General features: G+C 61.2%; 19 protein-coding genes and 1 tRNA gene. 11 read left to right on the forward strand and 9 right to left on the reverse strand.

Annotated features, from left to right (window positions below):
- Positions 1-38: 38 nt before the first annotated feature.
- Positions 39-1,103 carry a metal-dependent hydrolase gene (locus Q0753_RS10645; protein WP_298720391.1) on the forward strand — a complete coding sequence of 355 codons (1,065 nt, stop codon included), beginning with the start codon at positions 39-41 and terminating at the stop codon, positions 1,101-1,103.
- On the opposite strand, the gene Q0753_RS10650 is transcribed toward Q0753_RS10645, so the two are convergent.
- The 4 genes from Q0753_RS10650 to Q0753_RS10665 form a co-directional block, all read right to left on the reverse strand.
- On the reverse strand, positions 997-4,092 hold the full coding sequence (locus Q0753_RS10650) for a transglycosylase domain-containing protein (RefSeq protein ID WP_298720595.1): 3,096 nt from the start codon (positions 4,090-4,092) through the stop codon (positions 997-999). The genes Q0753_RS10645 and Q0753_RS10650 overlap by 107 nt on opposite strands.
- 223 nt (positions 4,093-4,315) lie before the next feature.
- Positions 4,316-6,139 (reverse strand): ABC transporter transmembrane domain-containing protein, encoded by a 1,824-nt coding sequence (locus Q0753_RS10655; protein WP_298720394.1) that lies wholly within the window; start codon positions 6,137-6,139, stop codon positions 4,316-4,318.
- A complete protein-coding gene (locus Q0753_RS10660) occupies positions 6,129-7,862 on the reverse strand; it encodes an ABC transporter transmembrane domain-containing protein (RefSeq protein ID WP_298720397.1) in 1,734 nt (577 codons plus the stop codon). Before Q0753_RS10660 ends, Q0753_RS10655 begins: the two co-directional genes overlap by 11 nt.
- A gap of 12 nt (positions 7,863-7,874) precedes the next feature.
- Positions 7,875-8,588, reverse strand: a complete 714-nt coding sequence (locus tag Q0753_RS10665) for a DUF1499 domain-containing protein (protein ID WP_298720400.1) — start codon at positions 8,586-8,588, stop codon at positions 7,875-7,877.
- Positions 8,589-8,661: 73 nt separating this feature from the next.
- Between Q0753_RS10665 and Q0753_RS10670 the strand changes: the two genes are divergently transcribed.
- Positions 8,662-9,228 (forward strand): peptide-methionine (S)-S-oxide reductase, encoded by a 567-nt coding sequence (locus tag Q0753_RS10670; RefSeq protein ID WP_298720403.1) that lies wholly within the window; start codon positions 8,662-8,664, stop codon positions 9,226-9,228.
- Here Q0753_RS10670 and mobB read toward each other — a convergent pair.
- Positions 9,179-9,724 carry a molybdopterin-guanine dinucleotide biosynthesis protein B gene (gene mobB / locus Q0753_RS10675; protein WP_298720406.1) on the reverse strand — a complete coding sequence of 182 codons (546 nt, stop codon included), beginning with the start codon at positions 9,722-9,724 and terminating at the stop codon, positions 9,179-9,181. The genes Q0753_RS10670 and mobB overlap by 50 nt on opposite strands.
- Before the next feature lie 86 nt (positions 9,725-9,810).
- On the opposite strand from mobB, the gene Q0753_RS10680 reads away from it, so the two are divergent.
- From Q0753_RS10680 to Q0753_RS10690, 3 genes are all read left to right on the forward strand, one after another.
- Positions 9,811-11,526: an autotransporter assembly complex family protein gene (locus tag Q0753_RS10680; RefSeq protein WP_298720408.1), complete on the forward strand. Its 1,716-nt coding sequence runs from the start codon at positions 9,811-9,813 to the stop codon at positions 11,524-11,526.
- Positions 11,523-15,206: a translocation/assembly module TamB domain-containing protein gene (locus Q0753_RS10685; protein WP_298720411.1), complete on the forward strand. Its 3,684-nt coding sequence runs from the start codon at positions 11,523-11,525 to the stop codon at positions 15,204-15,206. Before Q0753_RS10680 ends, Q0753_RS10685 begins: the two co-directional genes overlap by 4 nt.
- Before the next feature lie 157 nt (positions 15,207-15,363).
- Positions 15,364-17,181 (forward strand): PglL family O-oligosaccharyltransferase, encoded by a 1,818-nt coding sequence (locus Q0753_RS10690; RefSeq protein ID WP_298720414.1) that lies wholly within the window; start codon positions 15,364-15,366, stop codon positions 17,179-17,181.
- A gap of 201 nt (positions 17,182-17,382) precedes the next feature.
- On the opposite strand, the gene Q0753_RS10695 is transcribed toward Q0753_RS10690, so the two are convergent.
- Complete coding sequence (locus tag Q0753_RS10695) at positions 17,383-17,772, reverse strand: hypothetical protein (protein WP_298720416.1); 390 nt, start codon at positions 17,770-17,772, stop codon at positions 17,383-17,385.
- A gap of 202 nt (positions 17,773-17,974) precedes the next feature.
- Positions 17,975-18,051: transfer RNA gene (locus tag Q0753_RS10700), tRNA-Pro, on the reverse strand.
- Between the two features lie 304 nt (positions 18,052-18,355).
- On the opposite strand from Q0753_RS10700, the gene hinT reads away from it, so the two are divergent.
- From hinT to Q0753_RS10725, 5 genes are all read left to right on the forward strand, one after another.
- A complete protein-coding gene (hinT, locus tag Q0753_RS10705) occupies positions 18,356-18,706 on the forward strand; it encodes a purine nucleoside phosphoramidase (RefSeq protein ID WP_298720418.1) in 351 nt (116 codons plus the stop codon).
- A gap of 10 nt (positions 18,707-18,716) precedes the next feature.
- Complete coding sequence (locus Q0753_RS10710; RefSeq protein WP_298720421.1) at positions 18,717-19,325, forward strand: penicillin-binding protein activator LpoB; 609 nt, start codon at positions 18,717-18,719, stop codon at positions 19,323-19,325.
- Positions 19,315-20,139, forward strand: coding sequence for a phosphotransferase (locus tag Q0753_RS10715; RefSeq protein WP_298720423.1), 825 nt, complete (start codon positions 19,315-19,317; stop codon positions 20,137-20,139). Before Q0753_RS10710 ends, Q0753_RS10715 begins: the two co-directional genes overlap by 11 nt.
- A 40-nt stretch (positions 20,140-20,179) precedes the next feature.
- On the forward strand, positions 20,180-21,193 hold the full coding sequence (gene nagZ / locus Q0753_RS10720) for a beta-N-acetylhexosaminidase (protein WP_298720424.1): 1,014 nt from the start codon (positions 20,180-20,182) through the stop codon (positions 21,191-21,193).
- A 169-nt stretch (positions 21,194-21,362) separates the two neighbouring features.
- Positions 21,363-22,655, forward strand: a complete 1,293-nt coding sequence (locus Q0753_RS10725) for an NAD(P)/FAD-dependent oxidoreductase (RefSeq protein WP_298720426.1) — start codon at positions 21,363-21,365, stop codon at positions 22,653-22,655.
- 311 nt (positions 22,656-22,966) lie between these two features.
- On the opposite strand, the gene Q0753_RS10730 is transcribed toward Q0753_RS10725, so the two are convergent.
- Positions 22,967-23,194, reverse strand: a complete 228-nt coding sequence (locus tag Q0753_RS10730) for a hypothetical protein (protein ID WP_298720428.1) — start codon at positions 23,192-23,194, stop codon at positions 22,967-22,969.
- A 142-nt stretch (positions 23,195-23,336) separates the two neighbouring features.
- Here Q0753_RS10730 and Q0753_RS10735 point away from each other — a divergent pair, with 142 nt between their 5' ends.
- Positions 23,337-23,618 carry a hypothetical protein gene (locus Q0753_RS10735; RefSeq protein ID WP_298720431.1) on the forward strand — a complete coding sequence of 94 codons (282 nt, stop codon included), beginning with the start codon at positions 23,337-23,339 and terminating at the stop codon, positions 23,616-23,618.
- Between the two features lie 5 nt (positions 23,619-23,623).
- Here Q0753_RS10735 and Q0753_RS10740 read toward each other — a convergent pair whose 3' ends face one another.
- A complete protein-coding gene (locus Q0753_RS10740) occupies positions 23,624-25,342 on the reverse strand; it encodes a GGDEF domain-containing protein (protein ID WP_298720433.1) in 1,719 nt (572 codons plus the stop codon).
- Between the last annotated feature and the right edge of the window lie 468 nt (positions 25,343-25,810).

Below are 25,810 nucleotides of genomic sequence, written 5' to 3' on the forward strand. Positions count from 1 at the left end.
GCGCTCAACCTTTTCAGCCAGCAAGGGGAACAGCTTAGATGGACTCACTTTCTCAACTGAGCCTGGGCGCCGCCGTGGGGGTGGCGGTCATGGGCAAGCGGACCGGGGTGGGCAAGGCGGCGCTGATCGGCGCCTTTTTCGGCACCCTGCCGGATCTGGATGTGTTGATCGACTACGGTGATCCCATCAGCAACATGACCTATCACCGCGGCGACAGTCATTCCCTGTTCTACCTCGGTCTGCTGTCGCCGCTGTTTGCCTGGCTGCTCTGTCGGTTGCCTGGCCAGCGAAGGCACTGGAAGCGGTGGACGCTGACACTCGGGCTTATCCTCATCACCCATGTGCTGCTCGACAACATGACAGTGTACGGCACCCAGCTGGCGCGGCCTTTTAGCGATTATCCGTTCGGTATCGGCAGCATCTTCATCATGGATCCGCTCTACACACTGCCGTTGCTGCTGGGACTGACGGTGGCCCTGTTCCGGCGTGGCAGCAGGGGGGGGGCGGCCAACCGCCTGGGGTTGGGGCTGAGCACCCTGTATTTGTGCTGGAGCCTGGTGGCCCAGTGGCAGGTGGGGCAAACGGCGGATCGGGTGCTGGCAGAGCAGGGGATTGAGGTCGAGCGACGGCTGATCACGCCCACCGCCTTCAATACCCTGCTGTGGCGGGTGCTGGTGATAACGCCGGATGGGTATCTTGAAGGCTTTATTTCGCTGCTGGATCGGGAGGAGCCGCAGTTTATTCGTCATCAGCAGGGGCGGGATCTGTACAAGAAGTGGCAGCAGCATCCCCAGGTGGCGCGTCTGGCCTGGTTCAGCAAGGGCTTTTTCAGGATGAGCGAGCGCCGGGGCCAGCTGTTGATAACCGATTTGCGCATGGGCCAGGAGCCGAGTTACACCTTCAGTTTTGTGGTGGCCGAGCGGGGGCCAACGCAGCAGTGGCAGGCGCTGAGTATTCCCCGTCAGCTCGGTGAGCGACCGCCGATGCGGCCGGCGTTCAACTGGCTGTGGCGGCGGGCGCTGGGGGAGCCGTTGCCGCCGCTGCACCGTTGGCTGGATGACTCGCATCATCATGCCGGGCCTGTGTCGGCTCCTGCTCGTTAAGCTCGGCGGCCTCGGCCAGTTGCGTGTGGCAGCCGCTTCGGCTGCCCGGTTGCAGGTAGGGGCGCAATATCGGCTCCATGCCCTTGAGCACCTGCACCGGCAGCGCCGAGGTAAAGTTGAATTGGTCCGATGCCTGCCCCGGTACGTAGGCGGTGAGGGTGCCGAAGTGGCGCTCGCCGAGAAAGAATACGAAGGTGGCGGTGCGGTTGCGGGCCAGAGATTTGATCACCTGACCGTAACGGGTGACGGTTTCGATACGATTGTCGCCGGTGCCGGTTTTGCCACCCATTACCAGCGGGCTGCCGTCCGGCAGGGTAAAGCTGCCCTGCAGGCGGCGTGCGGTTCCGCTTTCCACCACCTGTGACAGGGCGTCGCGCAGCACCAGGGCCACTTCTTTGGCCATCACCCGCTGTGCCTGTTGCGGCTGGCGCGCCAGCCGGGTTTCATAGGGGGTGTCGACCGCAAACTGCAGCCTGTCCAGACGCCGGGTGGGCAGGCGTACGCCTTCATTCAGAATAATGCCCACCAGCTCCGCCAGGGCGGCGGGTTTGTCGCCCGAACTGCCGATGGCGGTGGCCAGTGACGGCACCAGATGATCGAACGGAAACCCCAGCCGCTGCCAGCGCTGATGAATATCGCTGAACGCCTCGACTTCCAGCATGGTACGGATGCGGCTGTCGCGGGCGCTGCGATGGCGGGTCTTGAACAGCCAGCCATACACCTGCTGGCGTTGCTCCTTGCTGGCGTCGGCGGCATCGGCAAAGCCGGCGTCGGGCATCTGCTGCAAATAGCCGAGCAGCCACAGCTCCAGCGGATGCACCCGGGCGAGGTAACCCTGATCCGGCAGACTATAGGCGCCGGGGCCATAACGGGTATACAGCTCGTTCAGGCGTTTGTCGCTCAGGCTTGTGGTGGGCAGCCGTTGTTGCAGAAAGTCGGCAAAGGCCCCGAGGCTTTCGTTCGGCAGCAGATAGCGGTGCACCGCCGCCAGCCGCACCGGGGTAGGGCGCAGGCCATCGAAAAAGCTGTCCAGCCGTTGTTCGGGGGTCTTGTCCTGATATTTACGCCAGAAACGCAACAAAAACACCCGCCCTTCCCGGTCGGCGAAGCGACTCAGGTATTCCTGCCGACGGGGATCCCGGTCGTTTTTCAGTAGTTGAGCCCGGTCTTCGTTCTGGTAAATGCTGTAACGCACCAGGTCGCGCATCAGTCGAATAAAGGGCAGGTTGATCGACTCGCGCAAGGCCTCAATCAGCATGGGCCTGCGGCCATTGTCCTCGCGGCGAAAGTTGTTGAAGGTATGCAGGCCGCCGCCGGTAAAAAACCGTTCCCCGGTGCCGGCGGAATAGCGCCGTTGCAGCGCGGCGGTCAGCATGGGCGGCAGGGCGTGATCCGGGTGGCGCAGCAGGTAGTCGATGGCCCAGCGGCTGAGCCGATCGTTTCGCTCGGGGGCCAGTTCGCGCAGTGCCCGGGGAGACAAACCGGCGTAACGCTGGTGCAGCTCGGCGATCATTTCCAGGTAGGTGGCCAGCACCCGCAATTTGGCGGTGGAGCCCAACTCCAGTTTGCTGCCTTCGTTGATATCAAACGGCTGCCGGGTGTTGTCGGTTTGTACCCGCACTTCAAAGCCTTCTGCGCCGCGTTCAAACAGGGTAAAGCTGTAACGTACCTCGGCAGTTTTTTCCGGTGACAACAGCCGTTTGCCATATAGGCCGATGGCGTCGGCCACTTCGGGCTGGGCCAGCCGGTGCAGGTAGTCGGTAACTTGTTGCTGCAAGCCGGCATTGAGGGTGGTTCGGGCCGCCATGTCGAGTCTGTCCAGCTCATAGAACGACAGTCCCAGCAAGCCGGCCAGTCGGCCCCGGGTGACCAGCAGGGTTTTGCTGTTTTCGACATATTGTGTGACCGGTGCTTCGCCAAAATCGCGAAAGACGAGCCGCTGCGCCAATGCGGCGTCACGCAGTGCCGGGCTGATCAGGCCGGCCTCGGCCTGCAGTCGCAGGTAGCTGTCGGTCAGTTGCTGCAAATCGTCTCGCCCCGGATACAGGTAGTAGGAAGGGCGGCGCTGGGCAATCATCAGCGCCATCACCTGACGCAGGGCCAGCCCCTGTTCGGCCAGTGATGCGGGGTTGCCGGGGTGCTTGTCCAGCAGGCGGTTAACCTCATCCAGTTCGGCGCCAAACCAGATCCAGAGACCGTCACCCAGGCCGTGAATTTCACCGTGACCGGGGGCGGCGGCCAGCGGCACCGAGTTGAGGTAGGCCAGGGCGATGTGCCGGCGGGCGGCCAGGGTCTCGGGCCCCTGTTGATAGGCGCGTACGCTGGCGGAGAACATCTGGCGCAGCTTTTCGCCGGCCGAGATGGTGCGTCCCCCCGGCGAGTGACGGTATTTTTCTATCTGGGTGGCCAGGGTGCTGCCGCCGGCCGAGTCATCCTGTATCTTCAGTGCCCGGCCCAGCTGTGACAACGCCGCCTTGGTAAAGCGTGGCCAGTCTACCGCCGGGTTGATGTGCGGTTGTGTCTGGCTGAGCAGTTCCCGGTTTTCGATAAACAGCAGGGTGCCGACCACCAGCGGCGCTATGCCGGCAAAGTCCGGGTAATGGCGTTGCGGATAGCGGTAGTCGTAGACCGGCTCGTCGCGGCAATCGCCGATAAAGAGCCCGGCCTGGGTTTTTTCCCGATAGGGTACAAACAGACTGTGATGGCTGTATTGTTGTAGTGCCGGTGAAAACTGCACCTGCTGTTCGATCACAAACTGTCGCTGCTGAAGCTGAGCGAGCAGCATCGGCAGCCGGGTGTAGCCGAGTCGTTGATCGAAAGGACCGTGATCGGGATAGCGAATGGCCGAGCTGGGACCGGGCTCGAGCTGGTAAGACAGGGTCTGGGCATAGCGGCTGATCTCGCGTGACTGCAGCCAGGAGGTTCGGGTTTCAAAGGCTATCAAGGCGGCGGCCGCCGTCAGTATCAGCAGCACCAGCAACCACAGCAGCAGGCGCCAGATGCGCCGACCGGCGCGGGGCGTCACCGCCGGTGCAGGGTGATAAGCATCAAGATCAGTGTGTTCGACCGGGTGTTCAGCATCCATTCTCTCCCCCTTGGTGTCAGCCCTGACAATAGGGTTTTTATAGTAAAAGCGTAGTCTGACGACCTCGCTTCGGGGCGGGACAGGCCAATTATTTGTTGGACAAACAGGGTGTTGGGGGGAATAAACATCAGTGCCGTTCGGCAAGCTCCACCTGACGGGCCTGTTGTTGCAGTCGATACATGGCGCGGTAACGCCCCTCGGGCTGGCTCATCAGCTGGCGATGAGTGCCGGACTCCATCAGCTCGCCGTGGGCCATCACCAGAATACGATCGGCCGCCTTGATGGTGGACAAACGGTGGGCCACCACGATCAGCGTGACCTTGCCGTGCAGGGCCTGTAGCGCCCGTTGCACCACCTGCTCGGTTTCGCTGTCGACGTTGGCGGTGGCTTCGTCCAGCAGCAGGATACGGGGCGCGGCGGCCAGGGCCCGGGCAATGACCAGTTGCTGGCGCTGGCCGGTAGAGAGGCGGCTGCCACGTTCGCCAAGCCGGGTGTCAAAGCCGTGCGCCAGGCCGTTAATGGTGTCCAGCAGGTGCGCCTGCCGGGCGGCGGTTTCAATTCGAGCACGGGGCAGCTGGCGGCCCATGTCGATGTTGTCATAAATGCTGCCCGCCAGAATAAAGGGCTCCTGTGGGATCAGCCCGATACCCTGGCGCAGCGCCTGTTGGCCATAACCACTCAGGGGCTGCCCGTCGATGGTGATCCGGCCGCCATCCACCGCATAGAAGTTGAGCAACAGGTTCAGCAGGGTGCTCTTGCCACTGCCGGTGTGACCCACCACCCCGATAAAGGCACCGGCGGGAATATCCAGGCTCAGCTGTGTGAACACCGGCTGATCGGGCCGGTAGCCGAAGTCGACCCCGTGAAAGGCAATGGCACCCCGGTCAATGGCGTTATGGCTGGTGCCGTAGTCTTGCTGCGGCTGCTGCATCAACTGATACACCCTATCTCCCGCCACCATGGCCTGTTGATAGAGGTTGAAGCGCTGAGTGATTTCGGCCAGCGGCTCGGTAAAGCGGCCCATGAAGTTGAGAAAGGCATACAGCACGCCGACCTCCACCACACCATTAACCTGCTGCCAGCCGAACACCCGGAGAATGCCGAGCAGCACCAGTACGCTCAGCAGATCGATAGCGGGGCGCAGCAGCGCCGCCCCGATGTTGATGGTGCGCATGCGGGCCCGGTAGTAACGCCGGTTGAGGCGTTCGAAGCGCTCGGCGGCGCTGTGCTGCAGGCCACAGGCCTGCAATACCGCCATGCCGGAGATGGACTCGCCAAGCGTGCCATTGATGTCGGAGCGCAGCTGGCGGCTGTCGGCTACGGCGGCGCCGCTCAGCTTCTGGTACAGATAAATCACCCCGACCACGGTCGGGATCAGCAGCAGTGCCACCAGCATCAGCTGTACGTTCAATAACGCCATGGCCACAATAATGCCCACCAGCAGCACCACATTGGTCAGCACCACCGACAGAAACTGCACATAGAGATCCTTGATGGCCTCGGTGTCGTTGGTGATCCGGCTGACCAGCTGGCCGGTCATGGCCCGGTCGAAAAAGGCCATCGGCAGTTGCTGTACATGGGCAAAGATATGCTTGCGAATATCCAGCACCGCGGCCAGCGCCATGTCGGTAAAGCGCAGGGTCTGCCGGTAGCGAAGCCAGGCGGCGGCCAGCTGGGTGAGCACATAGCCGAGGGCCAGCCCGACCACCGGCCATACCGACAACTGCCCGGCCAGCAGATAGTCGTCGATAAATACCTTGGCCAGCAGTGGGCCTGCCACATCGGCGGCGGTGGCCAGCAGCAACAGCAGCAGGGTTTTTACCAGTAGCGGCTTGTCCCGGTAGACATAGGTCAGCAAGAGGCCGAAGGTACCCTTGCCCTGTTTCCGGACATGTTCGGCCGAAGCAGGGTCGGTCGGGGAATGATGGCGGGGCGCGTCTTCAGTCGTCATCGAGGCGGGCCTCCAGTTGCTGATAGGTCCACATGCGGCTGTACCAGCCGTCCTGGCTAATCAGCTCGGCGTGAGGGCCCGACTGTTGCAGCCGACCATGCTGCAGCACCAGGGTGTTGTCCGCATGTTCCAGCGCCGACAGCCGATGGCTGACGATGATGCAGCTCTGGCCCCGGCGGCGACGCAACTGCTGCAGTATGCGTTGTTCGGTATGCACGTCTACCGCCGACAAGGCGTCGTCCAGGATCAGGATTGGGGCCTCACTGATCAGGGCCCGGGCGATGGCCAGTCGCTGGCGCTGACCGCCGGACAGGCTCATGCCTCGCTCGCCTACCTGGGCGTCATAACCGCCGGGCAAACGCAAAATGTCGTCATGAACACAGGCCTGGCGCGCCGCCGCCATGATCTGTTCCCGGCTGGCACCGGGTCGGCCAAAGGCGATGTTGTCGGCAATGCCGGCGCTGAACAGAAAGGCGTCTTGCGGCACATAGGCAAACTGGCGGCGCAGGGTGTTTAGCCGGCACTCGGCCAGGGGTACATTTCCCAGGGTTATCTGCCCGTCGGTAGCCTCCCAGTAGCGCATCAGCAGCTGCAGCAGGGTGCTCTTGCCGGCGCCGGTGGGTCCGGCGATGCCCAGCACCCGACCCGGTGCCAGGGTCAGCGAGAGCTGTTGCAGCGCCGGTTGTTGACTGTCGGGGTAGCTGAAGCTCAGCGCTTCCACCCGAAGCTCGGCCCCTTGCGGCTCGCGGGTGCCGTGGTCGGGTACGCTGTCGGGAACGGCCAGCAGGGCCTCGACCCGGATCAGGGCGGCGCTGCCGCGTTCGACGATATTGAGCAACCAGCCAAAGGCGAACATCGGCCAGATCAGCTGGGCCAGGTACAGGGTAAAACTGGTCAGTTGCCCCACGCTCAGCTGCTGGTGCCAGATAAGCCAGGCACCAAAACCCAGGGTCAGCAGCAGGGCGGCGGACATCGACAGAAAGACCACCGGCTCGTAAAGGGCCTCGGCCCGGGCAACCTGATAGTTGCGTTCGGTGGCGGCCTCGGCAATGGCGCCAAACTGACGGCTTTCTATTGACTCCCGGCCCATGGACTTGACCAACCGAATGCCGGCAATGGCTTCCTGGGCCTTGTCGTTGAGCACGGAAAACTGTTCCAGCGCGGCCCTGAAATGATGATGAATGCGGTTGGAAATACGATAAAACGCCAGCCCCATCAGCGGAAAGGGCAGCAGGGCCACCAGTGCCAGTCGCCAGTCGATAAACCCGAACATGATGATCAGCACCAGCAGCAGGGTCAACAGACCGTCGAAGCCGGACAGTACCCCTTCACCGGCGGCGATTTCGATGGCGTCGATGTCGTTGGTGGCGCGCGCCATCAGATCACCGGTATTGTGGCGGCTGTAAAAGGCCTGGCCCTGGCGGGTGAGTCGTTCGAAGAAACGACGGCGCAACAGGTTACCCAATTGGTAAGAGGTGCCGAACAGCAGGCGGCGCCAGCCCAGACGCAGGCCATACACGACAAGGCCCAGCGCCAGGATCAACAGCAGCAGGCGGCTGTCGGCTTCACCGTCGGGCGAGGCGACCAGCTGATCGACGGTGAGGCCGATCAGATAGGGAATGGTCATGTTCATCCCCGTCACGGTGGCCAGCATGAGCAGTGCCAGGCTGTAGGTACGCCAGTGAGCCTTGAAGAACCAGGCCAGTTGCCCGAATAGTTGCATGGATATTAAGCCTTAATGTCGCTCCAGATCGGCCAGAAAGGCGCGGATCCGTTCGGCGTTGGCACCCAGATCGCTTTTGCCGACCCGGGAGGCGGAGCGCATGTCGACCCTGGTATGGACTCCGGTATAGACGCCGGACTCGGTGTCAACGGGCGTCAGGCGGATGGCCACGTCGTCGCGAAAGCCGAACAGGCGGCTGCTGACCACGGCTTCCAGCAGCCGTTCATTATCGGTGGTCGTGTCGGCGGTCAGAGCCCAGCCCCGCTTGGCGATCAGGGCCAGCGCCTGGCGGTGAACCTGCTCGGGCGGGTAGGGCAGCAGCAGCGGGCCCAGGGTCGGCCAGGTGGCGGCTTGCCGGCGGGCCAGCGCCTCGCCTTCATAATCGGTGGAGTGATCGGAGGCCGAGCGCAGCCGGGCGGCGGCGGTCAGCGGCGGAGGGTGACGGGTATCGGTGCTGATGTCGTGAATGGCGGGCAGGGTCAGGCCTCGCAGCACGAAGGGAAATACCAGCATCAACAGCAGCAGCGGGGGCAGGGCGGCCAGCCACTGCCGGTGCCACAGCGCCAGGGGCAGCAATAATACGGCCAGCCCCAATGCCGCCACCAGCAGCACTAACCCCAGGGTATAGGGCCACCAGTGCCAGCGGGTGCCGACGATGCCAAGCAGCGGCAGCAGCAAACAGCTCAGGGCCCCCAGTAACCAGCGATAGGTAAAAAGTGTTTCCATATGGTTTCAATCGGTTAGCATACGCATCGATTGACTATGGGTAAGCCGGAGCGGCTTGTAAAGGAGTAAGCGGGTGGTCAGACAAACCCTGATGATGCTGTTGTTGTTATTGGCGTTACCGGCTCAGGCCGCTCAGGCGGTGTTTGCCGGTGGCAGCTTCTGGGTGATGGAACGGCTGTTTGCGGAACAACCGGGGGTGCAGGCCACCGAAACGGGCTGGATGAACAGTGGTAGCCGTCATCTGCGCCGGCAGGTGGTGCGGGTGGAGTACGATCCCCGGACCCTGAGTTACGGCGAGCTGCTGACCCTGTACTGGGCGGCGGTGGATGCCGTTGACGGCGAGGGCCAGTTTTGCGATAGGGGGACCGAATTCAGTCCGGCGCTCTATGTACAAGGGGCGCTGCAGCAAAAGTGGGCCCAGCAAAGCCGGGCCAGACTGGCGCTGGCGGATAACCGGGAAATTCGGGTCAGAATACTGCCGGAAGGCTCTTTCGAGTCTGCACCCGCCCGGCATCAGCAATACTATCAGCGGCATCCGCTGCTTTATGCGGGCTATCGGCGCATGTGCGGCTATCCGGCCGGCGAAGGTTTCACGCTGCAGGCATTGGCAGGCGGCCTGCTTGTTGCCACTGAACAATAGTGTCGGCGATGGCGGCGGCATCATTCAAATCCAGCAACGGCACCGGGGTGACCAGGCACGATACATCGCTGGCCACCGCCAGAATATGAGGGTCGTGCCGGCACAGCAGGGGTTTGCCACAGGCAGGTCTGTGCACCTCAAGCTTGGCGATGGGGGCGTCGCGAAAGCCTTCAACCAGCACCAGATCGAGTTGGTCGAGGCTGAGTCGCGAAAGAGATTCATTCAAATCAGGTTCTTCCGGCTTGGTATTTTCCCAGGTGAGAATGCTACGATGGGGTCCGGCCAGCAGGCACTGGCCGGCACCGGCATGACGCAGCTCGAAGCTGTCTTTGCCCGGTTGATCCTGTTCTACATCGTGATGAGTATGTTTGATGATGCCAATACGCAATTGGCGCCGGGTCAGCAGGCCGACCAGTTGTCGCAGCAGCGTGGTTTTTCCGCTGCCACTGAAACCGGCAACACCGAGCAGAGCACAGGCATGATGAGAAGGGGACATGAGGCATCCTGTAAGCGGTTGACAGGCACCCAGTTTGCCACGTCGAGCCGGTATAATACACCAACACAAAATAGACGGGTTGCGCCATGAGCAAAGGAATATGGGGAGTCTTGATCCTGCTGTTGCTCAGCCTGAATGTCAGGGCCGAGGACATCAGCCTTGAATTGAGCGGGCTGAAGGGCAAACTGAAAAGCAATACCCAGGTGTATCTGGATCAGCTGCCGGCCATCGACGCCGAGCAGCTGCCCCGCTTTCGCAACAACATCGAAACGGCGGTCATCAACAGCCTGCAATCGCTGGGCTACTACAACCCGACCATCGACATTATCGCCGATCCGGACAAGCCGGAGCGGGTAGAGGTGCGGGTAACCGCCGGTGAGCCGGTGCGTATTCGCACCCTGGACTTGCTGTTGCAGGGCGACTCGGCCTCGGATCCGCAGTTTGAACAGCTGGTCGGCAACCTGTCACTGAAAGAAGGCGATGTCTTTCGTCACGACCGGTATGAAAAGATCAAGGCGAGCCTGCTCAGTCTGGCGCTGGCACGCGGCTACTTCGACGCCAACTATCAACGCAGTCAGGTACTGGTGTACCCCCAGGACAAAGCCGCCGATGTGGGCCTGACTTTCGACTCCGGCCCCCGTTACCGCTTTGGTGAACTGAGAGTGGACGCCGACCGGCCGGTCGATCGGATACTGACGCCGCTGTTAACGCTGAGCCCCGGCGATCCCTATCAGGCCACGCGTCTGGCCGAGCTGAGTCGCAACCTTTCCGCCTCCGGTTATTTTCGCCAGGTCGAAGTGTTGCCGGTGGTGAGCGAGGCCGATGAAAACAACCGCATTCCGCTGGCGGTGTTGCTGCGGGCCAAGGCCGACAACGAAGTTGAGGTAGGCGCGGGTTTCTCGACCGATGAAGGCCCCAGAGTCTCGACCAGCTGGGACAAACCCTGGATCAACAGCCTGGGGCACAGCCTGAAAACCAGCCTCAAACTGTCGGCCCCCAAGCAGGACATCAGCGTCGTCTACAAGATCCCCCGTGGCGATCCGCTCAACAACTATTACACCATTCAGGGTGGCTATCAGCTGCTGGATCAGGATGACACCGAGAGTGATCGCCTGGTGGCCTCGGTACATCGCTGGGACAAGGATGCCAATGACTGGACCCGGGATGTGTTTATTCGCTCCGAATACGAAGCCTATACCCAGGGTCAGCAGCAGGACACCAGTTTTCTGTTGATCCCCGGCGTATCCTACAGCCGTACCCGATTACGTGGCGGCCTGGACCCGGTGTGGGGCGATGCCCAGCTGGCCACCCTGGAGTTGTCCGAACCCTGGTGGGGCTCGGACACCCGTTTTATTCGCCTGTGGGGACGCAGCAAGTGGTTGCGCACCGTTGCCGACAAGCAACGGCTGATCGCCCGGGCCGAGCAGGGCGCGGTGTGGGTCGAGGATGTACAGGATCTGCCGCCGTCGTTGCGTTTCTTTACCGGTGGTGACATGACGGTACGCGGCTTCGGTTATCAGGACATAGGTCCGATAGATGAAAACGGCGATCGGCTGGGGGCCCAGTATGCCACCGCCCTGAGTCTGGAATATGACTACAAGGTGGCGGAAAAATGGCGAGTGGCTACTTTCGTCGATACCGGTACCGCCACCAATGACTATACCGAAGACTGGAAGGTGGGCAGCGGCGTCGGGGTACGTTGGTTGACGCCGGTGGGGGCGGTGCGCCTCGATCTGGCCTTTGGCGTATCGGAAGAACATATCCCCATGCGGATACATTTTACCCTGGGGCCCGAACTATGAACCTGATGCGACTCTTCAGCGGCCTGGTGGTGGCCCTGTGTTTACTCTTGATGCTGTTGTTCAGCCTGCTGTTTACTCAGCTGGGCAATCAGTGGCTATGGGGACTGGCCAAGCAGCAGGTGCCGGGCCTCGATGGCACCCTGGTGTCCGGCCAGCTCGGTCGAGGCTGGCAGTTTGACGAATTGCGCTACGAGCAGGACTCGCTGGCCTTCTCGGCCCGGCAGGTCACCATCGACTGGCAACTGGGCAAGCTGCTCGAGCGCCGCTTCTGGCTGCGCCAGCTGGTAGCCGAAGACATTGATGTCACCATCAAAACACTGCCGCCGGCCAAAGAAGAGGCGCCGAGCGAGCCACTGGGGCAGATAACGCCGCCGCTGCGACTCGATCTGGATGACATTCGGGCCGATCGGGTGACCATTTCGCTGCCCGGCCAGACCATTGCCTGGCAAAGCCTGCAGCTGGCGGCCCACTGGGATGCCGACGCCATGGTGATCACGGGCCCGAATCTGGACGGTCTGACCCTGACGCGACTTCCTGCTGACGCTGCCGCTTCCACCGATGAAAAGCCCGCCACGGCCGCCAGAGAGCCGCTGATCCTGCCGGAGGTGGTGCTGCCGTTCCCGATCAGGCTGCAAGACGTCAACCTGACCAACAGCCGGCTGGTTCAGGGAGAACAAACCCAGGTTTTGAAGGCGCTGGCGCTGAATGTGGAAGGGCAGAACAGCGAGCTGACCATAGTGACCGCCGAGCTCGACCACGCGCTGGCCACCGTTAGTCTCGACGGCAACATCACCCTGAGCGGAGATTATCCGCTGGCGCTGGCACTGAACGCCACCCTGCACCAGCCGCTGCTGGACGGAGAACTGGCCGGCCAGACCCTGAATCTGGCCCTGTCCGACAGCGTGCAACAGCTCAAGGGCAAGCTGACCCTGGGCGGGGTGGTGGAAGCATTGGCCACCTTGCAACTGCAACCGCTGGATCCCGCACTGCCGTTCGATGTTGCGCTGAACTGGCAACAACTGGGCTGGCCGCTGAAAAAGCCCCAATGGCGACTGGAGCAGGGCAAGCTGACCCTGAACGGCCGGCTGGAAGACTATCAACTGACCCTGAATGCCGAAGGGCAGGGGCCGGAGCTGCCGCCGGTCGGTATCGCGCTGGCGGCGAAGGGGGATCTGCAAGGTGCCCGCCTGAGCCCGCTGACCCTGACGCTGCCCCGGGGCGAAGCGCAGGTAACCGGTGACCTGAGCTGGGCCGATGGCATCGACTGGCAAGGATTGCTGGCACTGAGCGAGGTCGATCCCGGCGCCTTTGTGGCCGGGCTGGATGGTCGCCTCAACGGCGAGCTGGACACCCGTTTCGTGCTGAATGGCAACAAGTGGGAGCTCAATGCCCGGCCCGATATTCAGGGCCAGCTGCGGGATTACCCGTTGCTGCTCAAGGGCGAGGTGGTGCTGGATCAGGCCTTGCAGGGCAACATCAACCAGTTGCAGTTGATCAACGGCAACAATCAGCTGACGGTGAATGGTCGTATCACCGACCGCTGGCAACTGGACGGGGTGCTGAAGGCGCCGGAGCTTGCCGTGTATGCGCCCGGCCTGTTCGGCGATCTGGCCGGCGACATTCGCGTGCGGGGGGCGCTGGCCGCGCCGCAAATCGAGGCCGGCCTCCAGGGCGAGCGAGCCGGCTTCAACGATACCCAGGCGCGCAATATCAAGCTGCAGGCCAAGGCCACCCTGGGCGAGCAGATGAGCGGCGATATTCGGCTGAATATCGACCGCATTCAGGCCGGTGAGCTGACCTTCAATGAGCTGCTGCTGACCGCCAGTGGCGATGAGGCGGCGCACCGGCTCGAGCTGAAGGTAGCGGGTGAGCCGCTGGCGGCCGATGTGCGCCTCGACGGCAGCCTGAACAAGGACGGCTGGCGCGGCCGGCTGAGCCGGGCGGTGCTGGATACCCCGTTTGAACGCTGGGCCCTGCAGCAGGAAATGGCCATGACATGGCGAGAGCAACGTTTTCGGGCCGATCCCCATTGCTGGGGCTCGGGCGAGGCGTCGCTGTGTTTCAACGCTCTCACCGCCAGCGCCGAAGAAGGCCAGGGCGGGGTAAATATTCGTGATCTGAATCTGGCCCGTCTGGAGCCGTTCTTTCCGCGAGATTTTGCCTGGGAGGCGATACTCGGGGGGCGGGTCGATCTGCGCTGGAAGGATGGCGAGCCCCGGCTGAATGCCAACATCAGCACCACGCCGGGCACCTTTGTCAGCGGTGATACCCGACTCGATTACCAGACCCTCTCACTCACCAGCGAGATGGCCGACAACCGGCTGCAGTCGTTGCTGGCCTTTCGCTCGACCCAACTGGGCCAACTGTCACTGGATGCCAATGTGGCGGAGCTCAAGGGACGCCGTGCGCTCAGTGGCAACCTGAGTATTGAACAGCTCAAACTCGACTGGCTGGCGCCGCTGCTGCCGGAAGTGGCCCGCCTGCAGGGCACCCTGGCCGGCAGGGCGCGGCTGGACGGCACCCTGCAGGCCCCCTTGCTGTTTGGCGATATCAGCCTGACCGGCGGCGAGGTGGACACCTATTCCGACATGGTCAAGGTACGCGACTTCAGTACCCGGCTGGATATCAGGGGCACCAACGCCACCATTAACGGTCAGCTCCGGGTAGGCGACGGGCCGCTCAATATCAGCGGTGAGCTGGACTGGCGCCAGTTGCCGGTGAGCGGCGAGATTCGCCTCAAGGGCACCGAGCTGGAAGCCGGTTATCCGGGCATGGGGCGGGTGCGGGTCAGCCCGGACCTGCAAATCGCGTTGGGTGAGCAGGCCACGGTGCGGGGCGAGATCCTGATCCCCTGGGCTCGCATCGAGGTCAAGGAACTGCCCGAAAGCGCCGTGGCCCGGTCAAGTGATGTGGTGATTGTGCAGCCGTCGGGCATCGTGCCCGACAAGGCGCCCAGCCTGCCGCTGGATATTCGTATCAATGTGCGGCTGACAGAAGATGTACGGCTGGAGGCCTTTGGTCTGGACACCCGGCTGGAAGGCAAGCTGCGCATTGTGCAGCGGCCCATGCGCAGTTTGCGTGCCAACGGCGAGATCCGGCTGATTGACGGCAGGTTTCGCGCCTACGGCCAGAACCTGCTGATCCGGGATGGCAGCATTCTGTTCAACGGTCCGCTGGATCAGCCCAATCTGAGGGTGGAGGCGATTCGCAATCCGTCCAGCATGTCCGACAGCAGCATTGTGGTTGGGGTGCGGGTATCGGGCAGCGCCACACAACCCACGCTGGAGGTGTTCTCGGATCCGGCCATGCCGCAGGTGGAGCAGCTGTCTTACCTGTTGCGCGGACGCGGCCTTGAAGGCGGCGGTGAAACCGACGGCAACGCCCTGGTGCAGTCGATGCTGCTGGGTGCCGGGGTCGGCAAAATCGGCGGTCTGGTCACCAACGTGGGCGAGGCGCTGGGGCTGCAGGACGTGTCGCTGGATACCGGCGGCAGCGGTGACAGCACCGAGGTGAATATCAGCGCCTATGTATTGCCGGGGCTGCAAATCGGCTATGGCGTCGGGGTCTTTTCGGCCATCGGCGAGCTGCGGCTGCGTTACGAGCTGTTGCCCCGGCTTTATTTGCAGGCGACCAGTGGTCTGAGTCAGGCGATCGATATCTTCTATCGTTTCGAATTCTGACCGGTCGCGGTGAGACGCTTGCCGTGCTTTGGGCGGCAAACGTCACCGCTGTGGCAGAATTTGCCGGGTCGGCACCGCGCCGCTCATGCTTTTTGGGTCGGCCTTGGGTACAGTAGGGCCTTGTAACCATGCCCGGCCTGCGAGAGTACGCCCCACTATGATGTCTTCGCCTTTGCTGCAACAGGAACGGCTGGCCAAAACCATGCTGGCCTGCATGGCGTTTTACGCCCTGCTGGCGATGCACCTTTATTTACCTCATTTGTTCGGCATTGGGCTGCAACTGCCTTTCAATGTGATCGGCTGGTTTTTTATCGGCCTGATGACCACCCTGGGGCTGTGGCACTGGCATCGCCGCCGGCTGCTGACCAGCCGTTTCTGGCTGGGGCTGGTGGTAGCGAGCAGCCTGCTGTGGCTGCCGTTCTTCTACAGCCATAACAATTCGGTGGCCGGGCATGCCCTGCCACGCATGCTGGGGTTGTGCGGCGGCCTGTTGTTTTATCTTGCCTTGCAGCAATGCCGCCTTAATGGCCGGGGCCGCCGCTACCTGCTGTATTGCCTGCTGGCGGCGGTGAGCGTGGAAATACTACTGGGGCTGGCCCAGTTTTTCGTGCTGGAGCCGGACAACTGGTTTGGCTACAACACCGAGGTGCGCTCGCCCTACGGTATTTTTCAGCACCGTAATGTGATGGCCAGCTTTGTGGCCACCGGCATGGTGCTGGCGTTGTATCTCTGGCTGAACGAAGCCAAGTCCCCCTGGCGCGGCTTTGTGCTGAAATCGGCGTGGTTTGCTGCGGTGCTGGGAGCCGGCGGCATGCTGGTGGTGCTGTTGCAATCCCGGGCCGGTCAGCTGGGCCTGCTGCTGGGGCTGCTGTTGTTGCAGCCGCTGATCTGGCAAACCCTGATCCAGACCCGCTCCAAACGGCTGCTGGCCAGCCTGCTGCTGATCCCGCTCGGTATCGTGCTGGGCGTGTTCGGGCTGGACGCCTTCGACATGAGCAAGCGCAGTCTGAGCATTTATACCCAGGCCGATGGTCGTTTCGATATCTATGCCCACGGCCTGCGTATGTGGCTGGACAAGCCCTGGTTCGGTTTTGGTTACGGCAGTTTCGAGTCGGCTTTTTACAGCAGCTATGCCGACTGGCGCGAGCTGACCCCGGGGGCGCCGCCGCTGTTTACCGAGATGGGCCATCCTCATAACGAGTTTCTGCTCTGGGCCATCGAAGGGGGCGTGGTGCCGCTGCTGGGACTGGTGCTGATGACCGGCCTGGTGTTGCAGTTGCTGTACCGGCTGCCCTTTGCCCGAAGCCTGGCCTGGATTGGCATTCTGGCTCCTATTTTCATTCACAGTCAGACCGAGTTTCCGTTTTATCACTCGCTGCCGCACTGGTTGATGATACTGGTGCTGCTTTATGTGATGGATGCGGAATACGGCCGGCGTCGGCTGTTGGCGGCACCGCCGGGCTGGAGCCGCTGGCCGGTGCGGGCCTGGGGCCTGGGGCTGATGTTGTTTATGGCCACCGGTCTTTATGCGGGCCAGCAGCTGACTCGTTACGAGAAGAACGAAGAGCGCACCGAGGCGCAATTGCAGGCGGTGGTGAACCCCTTGATCTGGTATGACAGGGTGGCATTTTATCGCCATCACTGGCAGCTGAGCCGGGCCCTGCTGGCCGAAGACCGAGCTCAGCTGCTGGATTACGTGAGCTGGGCCCGGCGTTTTCTGACCCACACGCCCCGGGCGGGGGTCTATTACAACGCCTATCTGGCGCTGGCCACGGCGGGGGAAGAAGACGAGGCGCAACAGCTGCTTAACGAAGCCCGGCGCCTCTATCCCAATGTGCAGCTGCTGCGCAGTCACCGCATTTTGCGGGCCCGGGAGCACCTGGCCACGCTGGCACCGGGCAGCTCGGTGGCCGAGCTCAACAAGGCGGTGCCGCTGTACGATCACCTGCGTCCGGCCATCGGCGGGGCTTATTGATTAGCGGGGTGAATCAAACAGCTCCTCCCCCTTGGCAGCGGGAATACAGACATAGATATGTGGTCTGGCCAGGGGGAGGCGGGGTGGGGGCATTACCATAGTGCAGAAACCCCTCCCCAACCCTCCCCTTGCGTTGCACCTCGCCGCCATGCTGCAGAAACTGTGTTCAAGGGGAGGGAGTAAATCGAGCGGCACACCAACTCAGCGGGAGGCGATTAACCGCTGCCGGGCCTCATCGGCGGAGCCGAGTGCTTCAACCAGCACCCTGTCCTGCTGCCAGTCGATGCGCTGACCGGTGCTGGCATAGAGGCTGTCGTTCAGGCTGTCGGGGGTGGCATTCGGTTGCAGCTCGGCTCGACCGCCGCCGGGCAGATAGATGGCACCGGTGGCGAAGTCGACCGCAAAGGCGATAACGCCGGGCACGACGAAGAACAGCAGACCCACGCCGTTGGCGATGGCCACCACAGGATCGATACGGCCGCTGACCTGGCCCTTTCGCTCCGGATAGAAGACGGTGCCGCAGGCGGCCAGCTGGGTGGTGAGTGCGCCAGCCAGCAGCAGTGCCAGCGATTTTCGTTGCAGTATTTTCATGGCAGTTCTCCGAAGCGGTAACATACCCAGACAGTGTATCCGATAATGGTACTGCTTGAATCCGATTTGATGGCGCAGTGACAGAGGCTGCCGCTAGTCTGTCTTTATCGTCACCCTCGCGAAGGCGGGGGTTCAGTGCCTTTGCAGGCAAATCGCAGGCAATAAAAAACCCACCAGAAGGTGGGTTTTTTAAAGGGTAATCTGGTCGGCGTGAGAGGATTCGAACCTCCGACCCCTAACACCCCATGCTAGTGCGCTACCAAGCTGCGCTACACGCCGACAATGTCAACCTTACCTCGGTAAGCGACGGGACGGATAGTAGGTAATGTCCTCGAACCTGTCAATACAGAACCGGGGGCAGTGGGTGTGTTTGCCGCTTATCTGCACAATCGACACGGTATCCCGGGATTGCGGCAGGTAAACGGCGGGCCTTGTCTGCCGGGTGCGGCTGCCCGGGTTATGTTTTTAATCAATCGTTTATTCGCCATGACATCATTCCCTTGACGAACAACAAGGCTATAATGGCGACTCTTGACCGAGGCCGAGCGACACGGTCCGGTGATTTATTTCAAGGAGATCGGCAATGGCAGAAGAAACCATTTTCAGCAAAATCATTCGCAAGGAAATTCCTACCGATATTTTGTATCAGGACGAGCTGGTTACCGCCTTCAGCGACATTTCACCCCAGGCGCCAACCCATATTCTGATTATCCCCAATGTGCTGATCCCGACGGTTAACGATGTAGAAGCGGAGCACGAACTGGCTCTGGGCCGGATGTTTACCGTGGCTCGCAAACTGGCGGCCGAGGCCGGCGTGAGTGAAAGCGGCTATCGACTGATCATGAACTGCAACCGCGACAGCGGGCAGGAAGTTTATCATATTCACATGCACCTGCTGGGTGGCCGTCCACTGGGTCCGCTGCTGGCCAGATAAGGAAAGCCCGATGAACCTGTTTCGCATCACATTACTGCTGGCCGCAGGGGGAGTGCTTACCGCCTGTGCCTTGCCCAACCCCTATTCTTCAGCGCCTGCTCCGGTTCGCCCGGTGGGGCCGGGCTCAACGCAACCGGCGCCGCCACTCACGCTGCCGCCCCCACCGCCACCGGTGATTGAGCTGCCCGAGGCACCGGTGGCGCCGCTGCCGGAGGTACGCAGTGCCAATCTGGAGCGGCTGGTCGACGGGCTGGCAGGCCGCCTTAAAAACAGTGCTGCCATCAATGAAGTGCAGGGCGTGGTGCTGCTGGATGACATCGGCAATCAGGCCGGCAGCCCGGTGGATACCCGGGGCCTGACCGAACGCCTGCGTGCCGGTCTGGGTGGCAGCCTGAACTTTGCCGACGGGGCCACGGTCAGCAGCCTGCGCCAGCAACTGGCCTATCAGGGCGGTCGGGCCGACATGGCGGCGCTGGTGCGGCTGGGCAAGCAGAGCGGCGCCGATTATCTGCTGTCTACCACCCTGACCCGCAACGGCGGCGGCACCAGCCTGCAGGGGCAACTGATGGAGCTGAGCAGTGGTGAGGTACTCTGGTCCGATCGCGTGAGTGAACGCTGATCGGCTGCTGGCGTCGCTGCCCCGCCGGTGGCAGGGGCAGCTGACGCCGCTGGCGGGCGGTTACACCAATCGTTGCTGGCGGCTCGACACGGCCGGGGGCAGTTACTGGCTCCGGCTGGGCTGCGATCATCCGGCCCTGCTGGGCATCGACAGAACGCTGGAACTGCGTGCCCATACTGCCGCCGCCGAGGCGGGGCTGGCGCCGGTAATCCGCTATGCCCGGCCCGAACAGGGGCTGCTGATCCTGAACTGGCTGGACCAGCCCGACTGGTGTGGGCGCAAACCCGACTTGCCGCGGCTGATGAGCCGGGTGGCTCGCCTGCACCGTATCGACATAACGCTGCCGTTGCTGGATCTGGCGGTCCAGGCAAATCATTATCTGCAGCAGTTAACGCCACTGGCGCCCGAGCTTGCGGTATTTGTGCCGCACTTTGCCTCGCCGGTGCTCAATCCGGCCTTTACCCCCGTGTTCTGCCATCACGATCTCAACGCCGCCAACCTGCTGGGCGAGCGGCCCTGGCTGCTGGACTGGGAATATGCGGCCCGGGGCGATGCGGCCTTTGAGCTGGCGGTGATTGCCGACAGCTTCGAGCTGAACCCCGAGCAGGAGCGGGCGCTGCTGGCGGCCTATGCGAATGCCGGTGGCACCCTCGATGAGCGCCGTTTTCAGCTGCGTCGGCCTTGGGTACAATGGTTGACGGCCCTGTGGGCGGCGCTGCAATACCGGCGCGCCCCGGCCCCGCGCTATCTTGAGCTGCAACAGCGGGCGCTGGATCGGTTGCGAATGGCGCTGGTATCTATCGAATCAAACTGACCACTAAAGCGCGGTAATAAAGCGCGGTAACGGAGTAATCATGGGCCCCTTTATTCTTGATGTGCAGGGTTGCGAGCTGGACGCCGAAGAGCGCGAACTGCTGGCGCACCCGACGGTGGGCGGGGTCATTTTTTTCCGTCGTAATTATCACGACCGGGCGCAGCTGAGTGCCCTGGTCAAGGCCATTCGTGCGGTCAAACCCGGCCTGTTGTTGACGGTGGATCACGAAGGGGGCCGGGTGCAGCGCTTTCGCGACGGCTTCTTTCCGCTGCCGGCCCCGGGCACCCTGGCGGCATTGAATCATCCGGACAAACTCACCCTGCTGGAAGATGCCGGCTGGATGATGGCGGCCGAGCTGCTGGCCCACGACATCGATTTGAGCTTTGCGCCCGTGCTCGATCTGGAGCGGGGCAGCGAAGTCATTGGCGATCGCAGTTTCGGCACCGATCCCGAACCGGTGATCGAACATGCCGGCGCCTATATTCGCGGCATGAATACCGCCGGCATGGCGGCGGTGGCCAAGCATTTTCCCGGTCATGGCAGCGTGCGCGCCGACTCCCACAAGGAAAGCCCGGTCGACCCCCGCGACTATGCCGAGATTGAGCAGGCCGACATGGTGCCGTTTCGCGCCCTTATCTCTGCCGGTCTGGTGCAGGGCATGATGCCGGCTCACGTGATTTATTCGGCGGTCGACCCGCATCCGGCCGGGTTTTCCTCCTTCTGGCTGAAACAGATACTGCGGCAACAGCTCGGCTTCAGGGGGCTGATCTTCAGCGACGATCTGACCATGGAAGGCGCCGCCGTGGCCGGGGGCTATGCCGAGCGGGCCCACAGCGCCCTGCAGGCGGGTTGCGATTTGCTGCTGGCGTGTAATCACAGGGCCGGGGCGGTGCAGATTATCGACGCGCTGCCTCACGACCTGCAGCGGGATCTGTCTGCGCTGCGCAAGCGAGATCTGTCTGTTGCGGGCAAACATGATACGGCATCCAGCCAGCTTTATGGCAGCCGTCGCTGGCGCGAGGCAAGCGAGCGGCTGCGTCGGCTCGAAGGCTGAACCATCGAGCGGCGGCCGTTAATTTTATGTGAAAATAACGTTGTGGTTTCGCCGCCGCCTTTTAAAATATGGCCTTTCGCAATAAAGGCCGTTGCAAGAATCTTCGGCTATGGCCGCACACCACGCCGCCATAGCCGCAGGTTTTTTATTACCTTATCAGGGGTCAAACATGACAAAGATTATCGTGGTCGGCGGTGGTGCCGGCGGGCTTGAGCTGGCGACCAAACTGGGCCGCAAGCTGGGCCGCAAGGGCAAGGCGGAAGTCACACTGGTAGACCGTAACCGAACCCATCTGTGGAAACCGCTGCTGCACGAAGTGGCGACCGGTGCCATGGATCCCGGCATCGACGGCCTGAGCTATCGCTCCCACGCCCATAACCACGGTTTTTCCTTTCAGATGGGCTCACTTACCCACATCGACCGGGACGCCAACACCATTACCCTGGCACCGATGCTGGACGATAACGGCAAGCCGATGCTGAGTGAACGCACCTTGCCCTACGACATTCTGGTGCTGGCCATCGGCTCTGTGTCCAACGACTTTGGCACTCAGGGCGTGCGCGACCACTGCATTTTTCTCGACAGCCCGCAACAGGCCGAGCGGTTTCACAACGAGCTGATGAACCGCTTCCTGCAATACGGTGAGAGCGAGTCGACCGACGACAAGGTGAGCATTGCCATCGTGGGCGCCGGCGCCACCGGGGTGGAGTTGTCTGCCGAGCTGTACAATGCGGTAGAGCACCTCGGCGCCTACGGTTTCAAGAAGCTCAGCCCCGAGTGTCTGCGTCTGACCCTGGTGGAAGCGGGCCCCCGCATTCTGCCGGCGCTGCCCGAGCGAATTTCCGGCATGGCGCACAAGGAATTGCGTGAGCTGGGGGTGGACGTACGCACCAACACCATGGTGGTGGAAGCCACCCCGGATGGCCTTAAAACCCGGGATGGTGAGCTGATCCCGGCCACCCTGATGGTATGGGCGGCGGGTATCAAGGCGCCGGACTTCATGAAAGACATTGCCGGATTGGAAACCAACCGCATCAATCAGCTGACGGTCAAGCCGACCCTGCAGACCAGCCGGGACGATCGGATTTTCGTGATTGGCGATTGTGCCCATTGCCTGCAGGAAAACGGCAAACCGGTGCCGCCGCGCGCCCAGTCTGCCCACCAGATGGCCAGCCTGGCCTACGACAACATACTGGCCCGGCTCGACAACAAGCCGCTCAAGCCTTACGTCTACAAGGATCATGGCTCTCTGGTGAGTTTGAGCCGTTATTCCACCGTTGGCTCCCTGATGGGTAACCTGATGCGCGGCTCCATGATGGTAGAAGGGCGCATCGCCCGCACCGTGTATGTGTCTTTGTATCGCATGCACCAGGTGGCGCTGCACGGCTACACCCGCACCGGCCTCATGATGCTGGTAGGGCGTATCAACCGTTTTCTGCGACCACGACTGAAACTGCACTAAACACCGGCCATGCCCAGTGTTAGCCGAAAGCGGGAAGGGAAACCTTTCCGCTTTTTGTGAGCGTGGCTCGTATTCCTGCTGTACAAGGGGCGACTTATTTTATTCGACCTATGGCGTTGTACCAAAGACCGACGGTCCAATAAATTGGACCCTACCGCGTTGTCATTCAATCAGCAGTGTTGCACCAAAGACCGACGGTCCAATGAATTGGACCCTACCACGTTGTTATCCGACTCATGGCTACCGTTGTAGGGTCGAATTTATTCGACCAATGGCGTTGCACATATATCCGGCGGCTAATGAACCAGCCCCTACGGGGGCGGGTCGTTTTCCCGCTTCATCAGCACGAAGGTGAGGTACATCTTGGTCGGCAGCGACAGCACTGTGCCCACGGCCACACAGGCGGCGCTGAGCAGAATGCCTTTTACCCCCAGGGCGGCGGCAAAAGCACTGTTATGCAAATAGACACCCAGCAAAATCAGCATGATGCCAATCACCATCATTATCTTCAGCAGCCGGATTAGCGTGCGGTCGGTCATCTGGCACCTGCCTCCTGAGCTGCGGTGGGGAGTCACCCTTTCAGCCTAGGTCAGGGCGAAGTATGGCGGCTTGATCCGCATCAGCTTTATCGCCGGCGACATCGATATAATCGGTGGCGTATTCACGCCGGGAGTGGTTGTTATGTCGAAAAAACCGGATCGCATCACCGCGATGCAACAGATTATCGAGCAGGCCAAGGCCGAGTTTCCCCTTTATGAAGCCGACACCTTTGTCTGTGGTACCGATAACAACTGTATTGGCTGCCCTAAAAAGCTGATGGAGCTGCTGGATACCGAGCTGAGCTACTGGGAACACAGCATCAAGCGCGGCATAACGCCGCATTTCGATGAAATTCGTCGCTTCGGCAAGCTGTGCAAGAGCGTTAAGCGCGGGCTGGTGCGCAACCACATCGTCAGCAGCTGACGCAGTTAACGGCCTTGGGTTGTCTCGGGCCTTATTTCACGGGGCTGTGCCGAGCCTGTGGCACTTATATTCACGCCTCGGTCTCGGCGGCTCTGCTTGGCGGTTTTGTGCTGGTACATTTTGCGATCGGCGATGGCCAGACATGCCGAGGCATTAGCGCTATCTTCACTGGTGGCCAGCCCGAAACTGATGCCGGACATCGGCCAGTGGGCGTGCAGCGCCGTTTCTATATTCGAGATGGTGCCTTCAAGGTGCCGACGGATCTCGGGTAACTGATCTGTTGTTGTGCCCTGCACCAGCCAGACAAATTCATCGCCCCCGGTTCGGAATATCTCGCCGGTATGACCGATTCGTTCGTGCATTAATCGGGACGCTTCCGACAGAAAGTGATCGCCGGCGTCATGGCCCATTGAGTCGTTAATCGCCTTCATGCCGTCAAAGTCGATAAACATGATGAGGTAGGCGTCGGACAGATCCGAGAGTCGTTCCTGCAGCAACAGCCGGTTTCCTACCTGAGTCAGCGGATCGATGCGGGATTCGTAAAAGACTCGGTTAAAGTCGTTTTGCTTGATTTTCAGCCATTCCGACAGCGAAAACAGAATACAGACGCAGTCGATGGCCAGGGCCATCACCACCGCCAGCTCCGGATAGGCCAAACCGGACACCAGGCTGGAATGGGAAACCATGTAGTACACCAGCGAGGCGCTGTAGAACAGGTTGCCGATCAGATAGTACTTGGCCCTGAAGTCTTCGCTCGAGAGCATGGTCATGCCAATCCAGAGGCTCAGCGGCACCCACAGCAGCGCAATAACATGAGACAGATAAAAGGTGATCTGAAAGGGCAGCCACAGCATCACCATGCCCAGCAGGGATACCATGATCGCCAGCGATTTCAATACCCGGGCCAGTGCGGGATGCTGCTCGGTGCAATTGAACAGGCCAGAGGAAAAGAGGCTGGCGCAGGCAATGGCAAACGGAAACAGATGCATGCCGGCATAGGTCATATTCAGCCCGGCGTGCGCGGTAACGCCGTTAATGGCGCCGGCTGCTGCCGCCCAGCCCAGCGCATGCAGGCCCACATAGCCGGCGTAGGTGAGTGCCAGTGATTGGCGGGTGCGTACATAAATGGCCAGCGCCAGCAATGTCAGGGTCAACATGATGGCAATGGCGCCGATCGTCGTGGAGTTCACCATAAATTGGTGATGATAAAATGCCCGTTGAGAATAAAAGGTGAGGGGGACCGGCGTGGCAAAGTGTTTTGCCTGAACCACTATCCACAGTTGGCCCGCCTCCTGGTCTTGCAGCCACAGCGGCAGCACCTGGGTGTGCATCAGCCGGGGCGTGAGGTCATCGCTCAGCTGAGAAAATTCGGCCAGCATTCGCGGTGGCCCTTCATCGGGCTGCCAGTAGGCGATACCGGTATCGATAAAATTGGCACCTGGCACCACAAACCAGGTTTGCCGCCGGGTATTGGTGATCGGCAGCCGGGTTACAAAGGCCCCGGACTGGCCGAAAAGGCTATCAACGGCGGCTGCTTCACCTGTCAGCTGCTGTTGCAGTTTATGGAGCGGGGCACGCGCCAGAGAAGCATCCAGTGGATACCAGCGTTGATGATCGGCTGACGAATGAACGGTTTCATCGAGTTGCAGGCTATCGCCAACCTCGGCATGAGAGAAGGAGGAAGCGAAACTCGCCAGTAACAACACCCATACTCGAACGATCATTGCGCCAACAATATGCATAATTGGTATACGTCCAAAAGAAACCATCATCGCTGAACCTTCAGCAACTATTTGATTTACATCATATAATGAAGGAAAAGACAAGTAATAAGTAATATCTCATCACTGATGTGGACTCTGTGGCCGGTTTGCCTTTTCGTCACCTTCGCGGGAATGACGACAGAACCATGCCTGTATGGAGTGATACCAAATGTACGGTTTTCTCCATTAACCCGGCTCACTACCGATTGGAAACACCATGAAAAAATAATATTTTGTACATTTACGTACTTTCTCCTGTTGAAACCGCGCCTGAACCGAAAACAAGAAAGTATAAAGGCACTCTTGCCGGTATTCCGTTTTGTATCAAGGTAAAAAGCTCAATTCCTTCGAGATGATGTTGTTACCATAAAAGCGGAAGTTTCTTGCCTTGCGCCGCAACTGTCTGTATTATGCGTGGCCTTTTTGCTT

Origin of the sequence: uncultured Oceanisphaera sp., from assembly GCF_947495715.1 — a bacterium.
GTDB classification, from domain to species: Bacteria; Pseudomonadota; Gammaproteobacteria; order Enterobacterales; family Aeromonadaceae; genus Oceanimonas; species Oceanimonas sediminis.

Bases quoted from the DNA above. Each gene is read 5' to 3' on its own strand.
- Q0753_RS10645 (WP_298720391.1), top strand. From the start codon at position 39: ATGGACTCACTTTCTCAACTGAGCCTGGGCGCCGCCGTGGGGGTGGCG.
- Q0753_RS10655 (WP_298720394.1), bottom strand. From the start codon at position 6,139: ATGACGACTGAAGACGCGCCCCGCCATCATTCCCCGACCGACCCTGCT.
- Q0753_RS10660 (WP_298720397.1), bottom strand. From the start codon at position 7,862: ATGCAACTATTCGGGCAACTGGCCTGGTTCTTCAAGGCTCACTGGCGT.
- Q0753_RS10665 (WP_298720400.1), bottom strand. From the start codon at position 8,588: ATGGAAACACTTTTTACCTATCGCTGGTTACTGGGGGCCCTGAGCTGT.
- mobB (WP_298720406.1), bottom strand. From the start codon at position 9,724: ATGTCCCCTTCTCATCATGCCTGTGCTCTGCTCGGTGTTGCCGGTTTC.
- Q0753_RS10680 (WP_298720408.1), top strand. From the start codon at position 9,811: ATGAGCAAAGGAATATGGGGAGTCTTGATCCTGCTGTTGCTCAGCCTG.
- Q0753_RS10685 (WP_298720411.1), top strand. From the start codon at position 11,523: ATGAACCTGATGCGACTCTTCAGCGGCCTGGTGGTGGCCCTGTGTTTA.
- Q0753_RS10690 (WP_298720414.1), top strand. From the start codon at position 15,364: ATGATGTCTTCGCCTTTGCTGCAACAGGAACGGCTGGCCAAAACCATG.
- Q0753_RS10695 (WP_298720416.1), bottom strand. From the start codon at position 17,772: ATGAAAATACTGCAACGAAAATCGCTGGCACTGCTGCTGGCTGGCGCA.
- hinT (WP_298720418.1), top strand. From the start codon at position 18,356: ATGGCAGAAGAAACCATTTTCAGCAAAATCATTCGCAAGGAAATTCCT.
- Q0753_RS10710 (WP_298720421.1), top strand. From the start codon at position 18,717: ATGAACCTGTTTCGCATCACATTACTGCTGGCCGCAGGGGGAGTGCTT.
- nagZ (WP_298720424.1), top strand. From the start codon at position 20,180: ATGGGCCCCTTTATTCTTGATGTGCAGGGTTGCGAGCTGGACGCCGAA.
- Q0753_RS10725 (WP_298720426.1), top strand. From the start codon at position 21,363: ATGACAAAGATTATCGTGGTCGGCGGTGGTGCCGGCGGGCTTGAGCTG.
- Q0753_RS10730 (WP_298720428.1), bottom strand. From the start codon at position 23,194: ATGACCGACCGCACGCTAATCCGGCTGCTGAAGATAATGATGGTGATT.
- Q0753_RS10735 (WP_298720431.1), top strand. From the start codon at position 23,337: ATGTCGAAAAAACCGGATCGCATCACCGCGATGCAACAGATTATCGAG.
- Q0753_RS10740 (WP_298720433.1), bottom strand. From the start codon at position 25,342: ATGATCGTTCGAGTATGGGTGTTGTTACTGGCGAGTTTCGCTTCCTCC.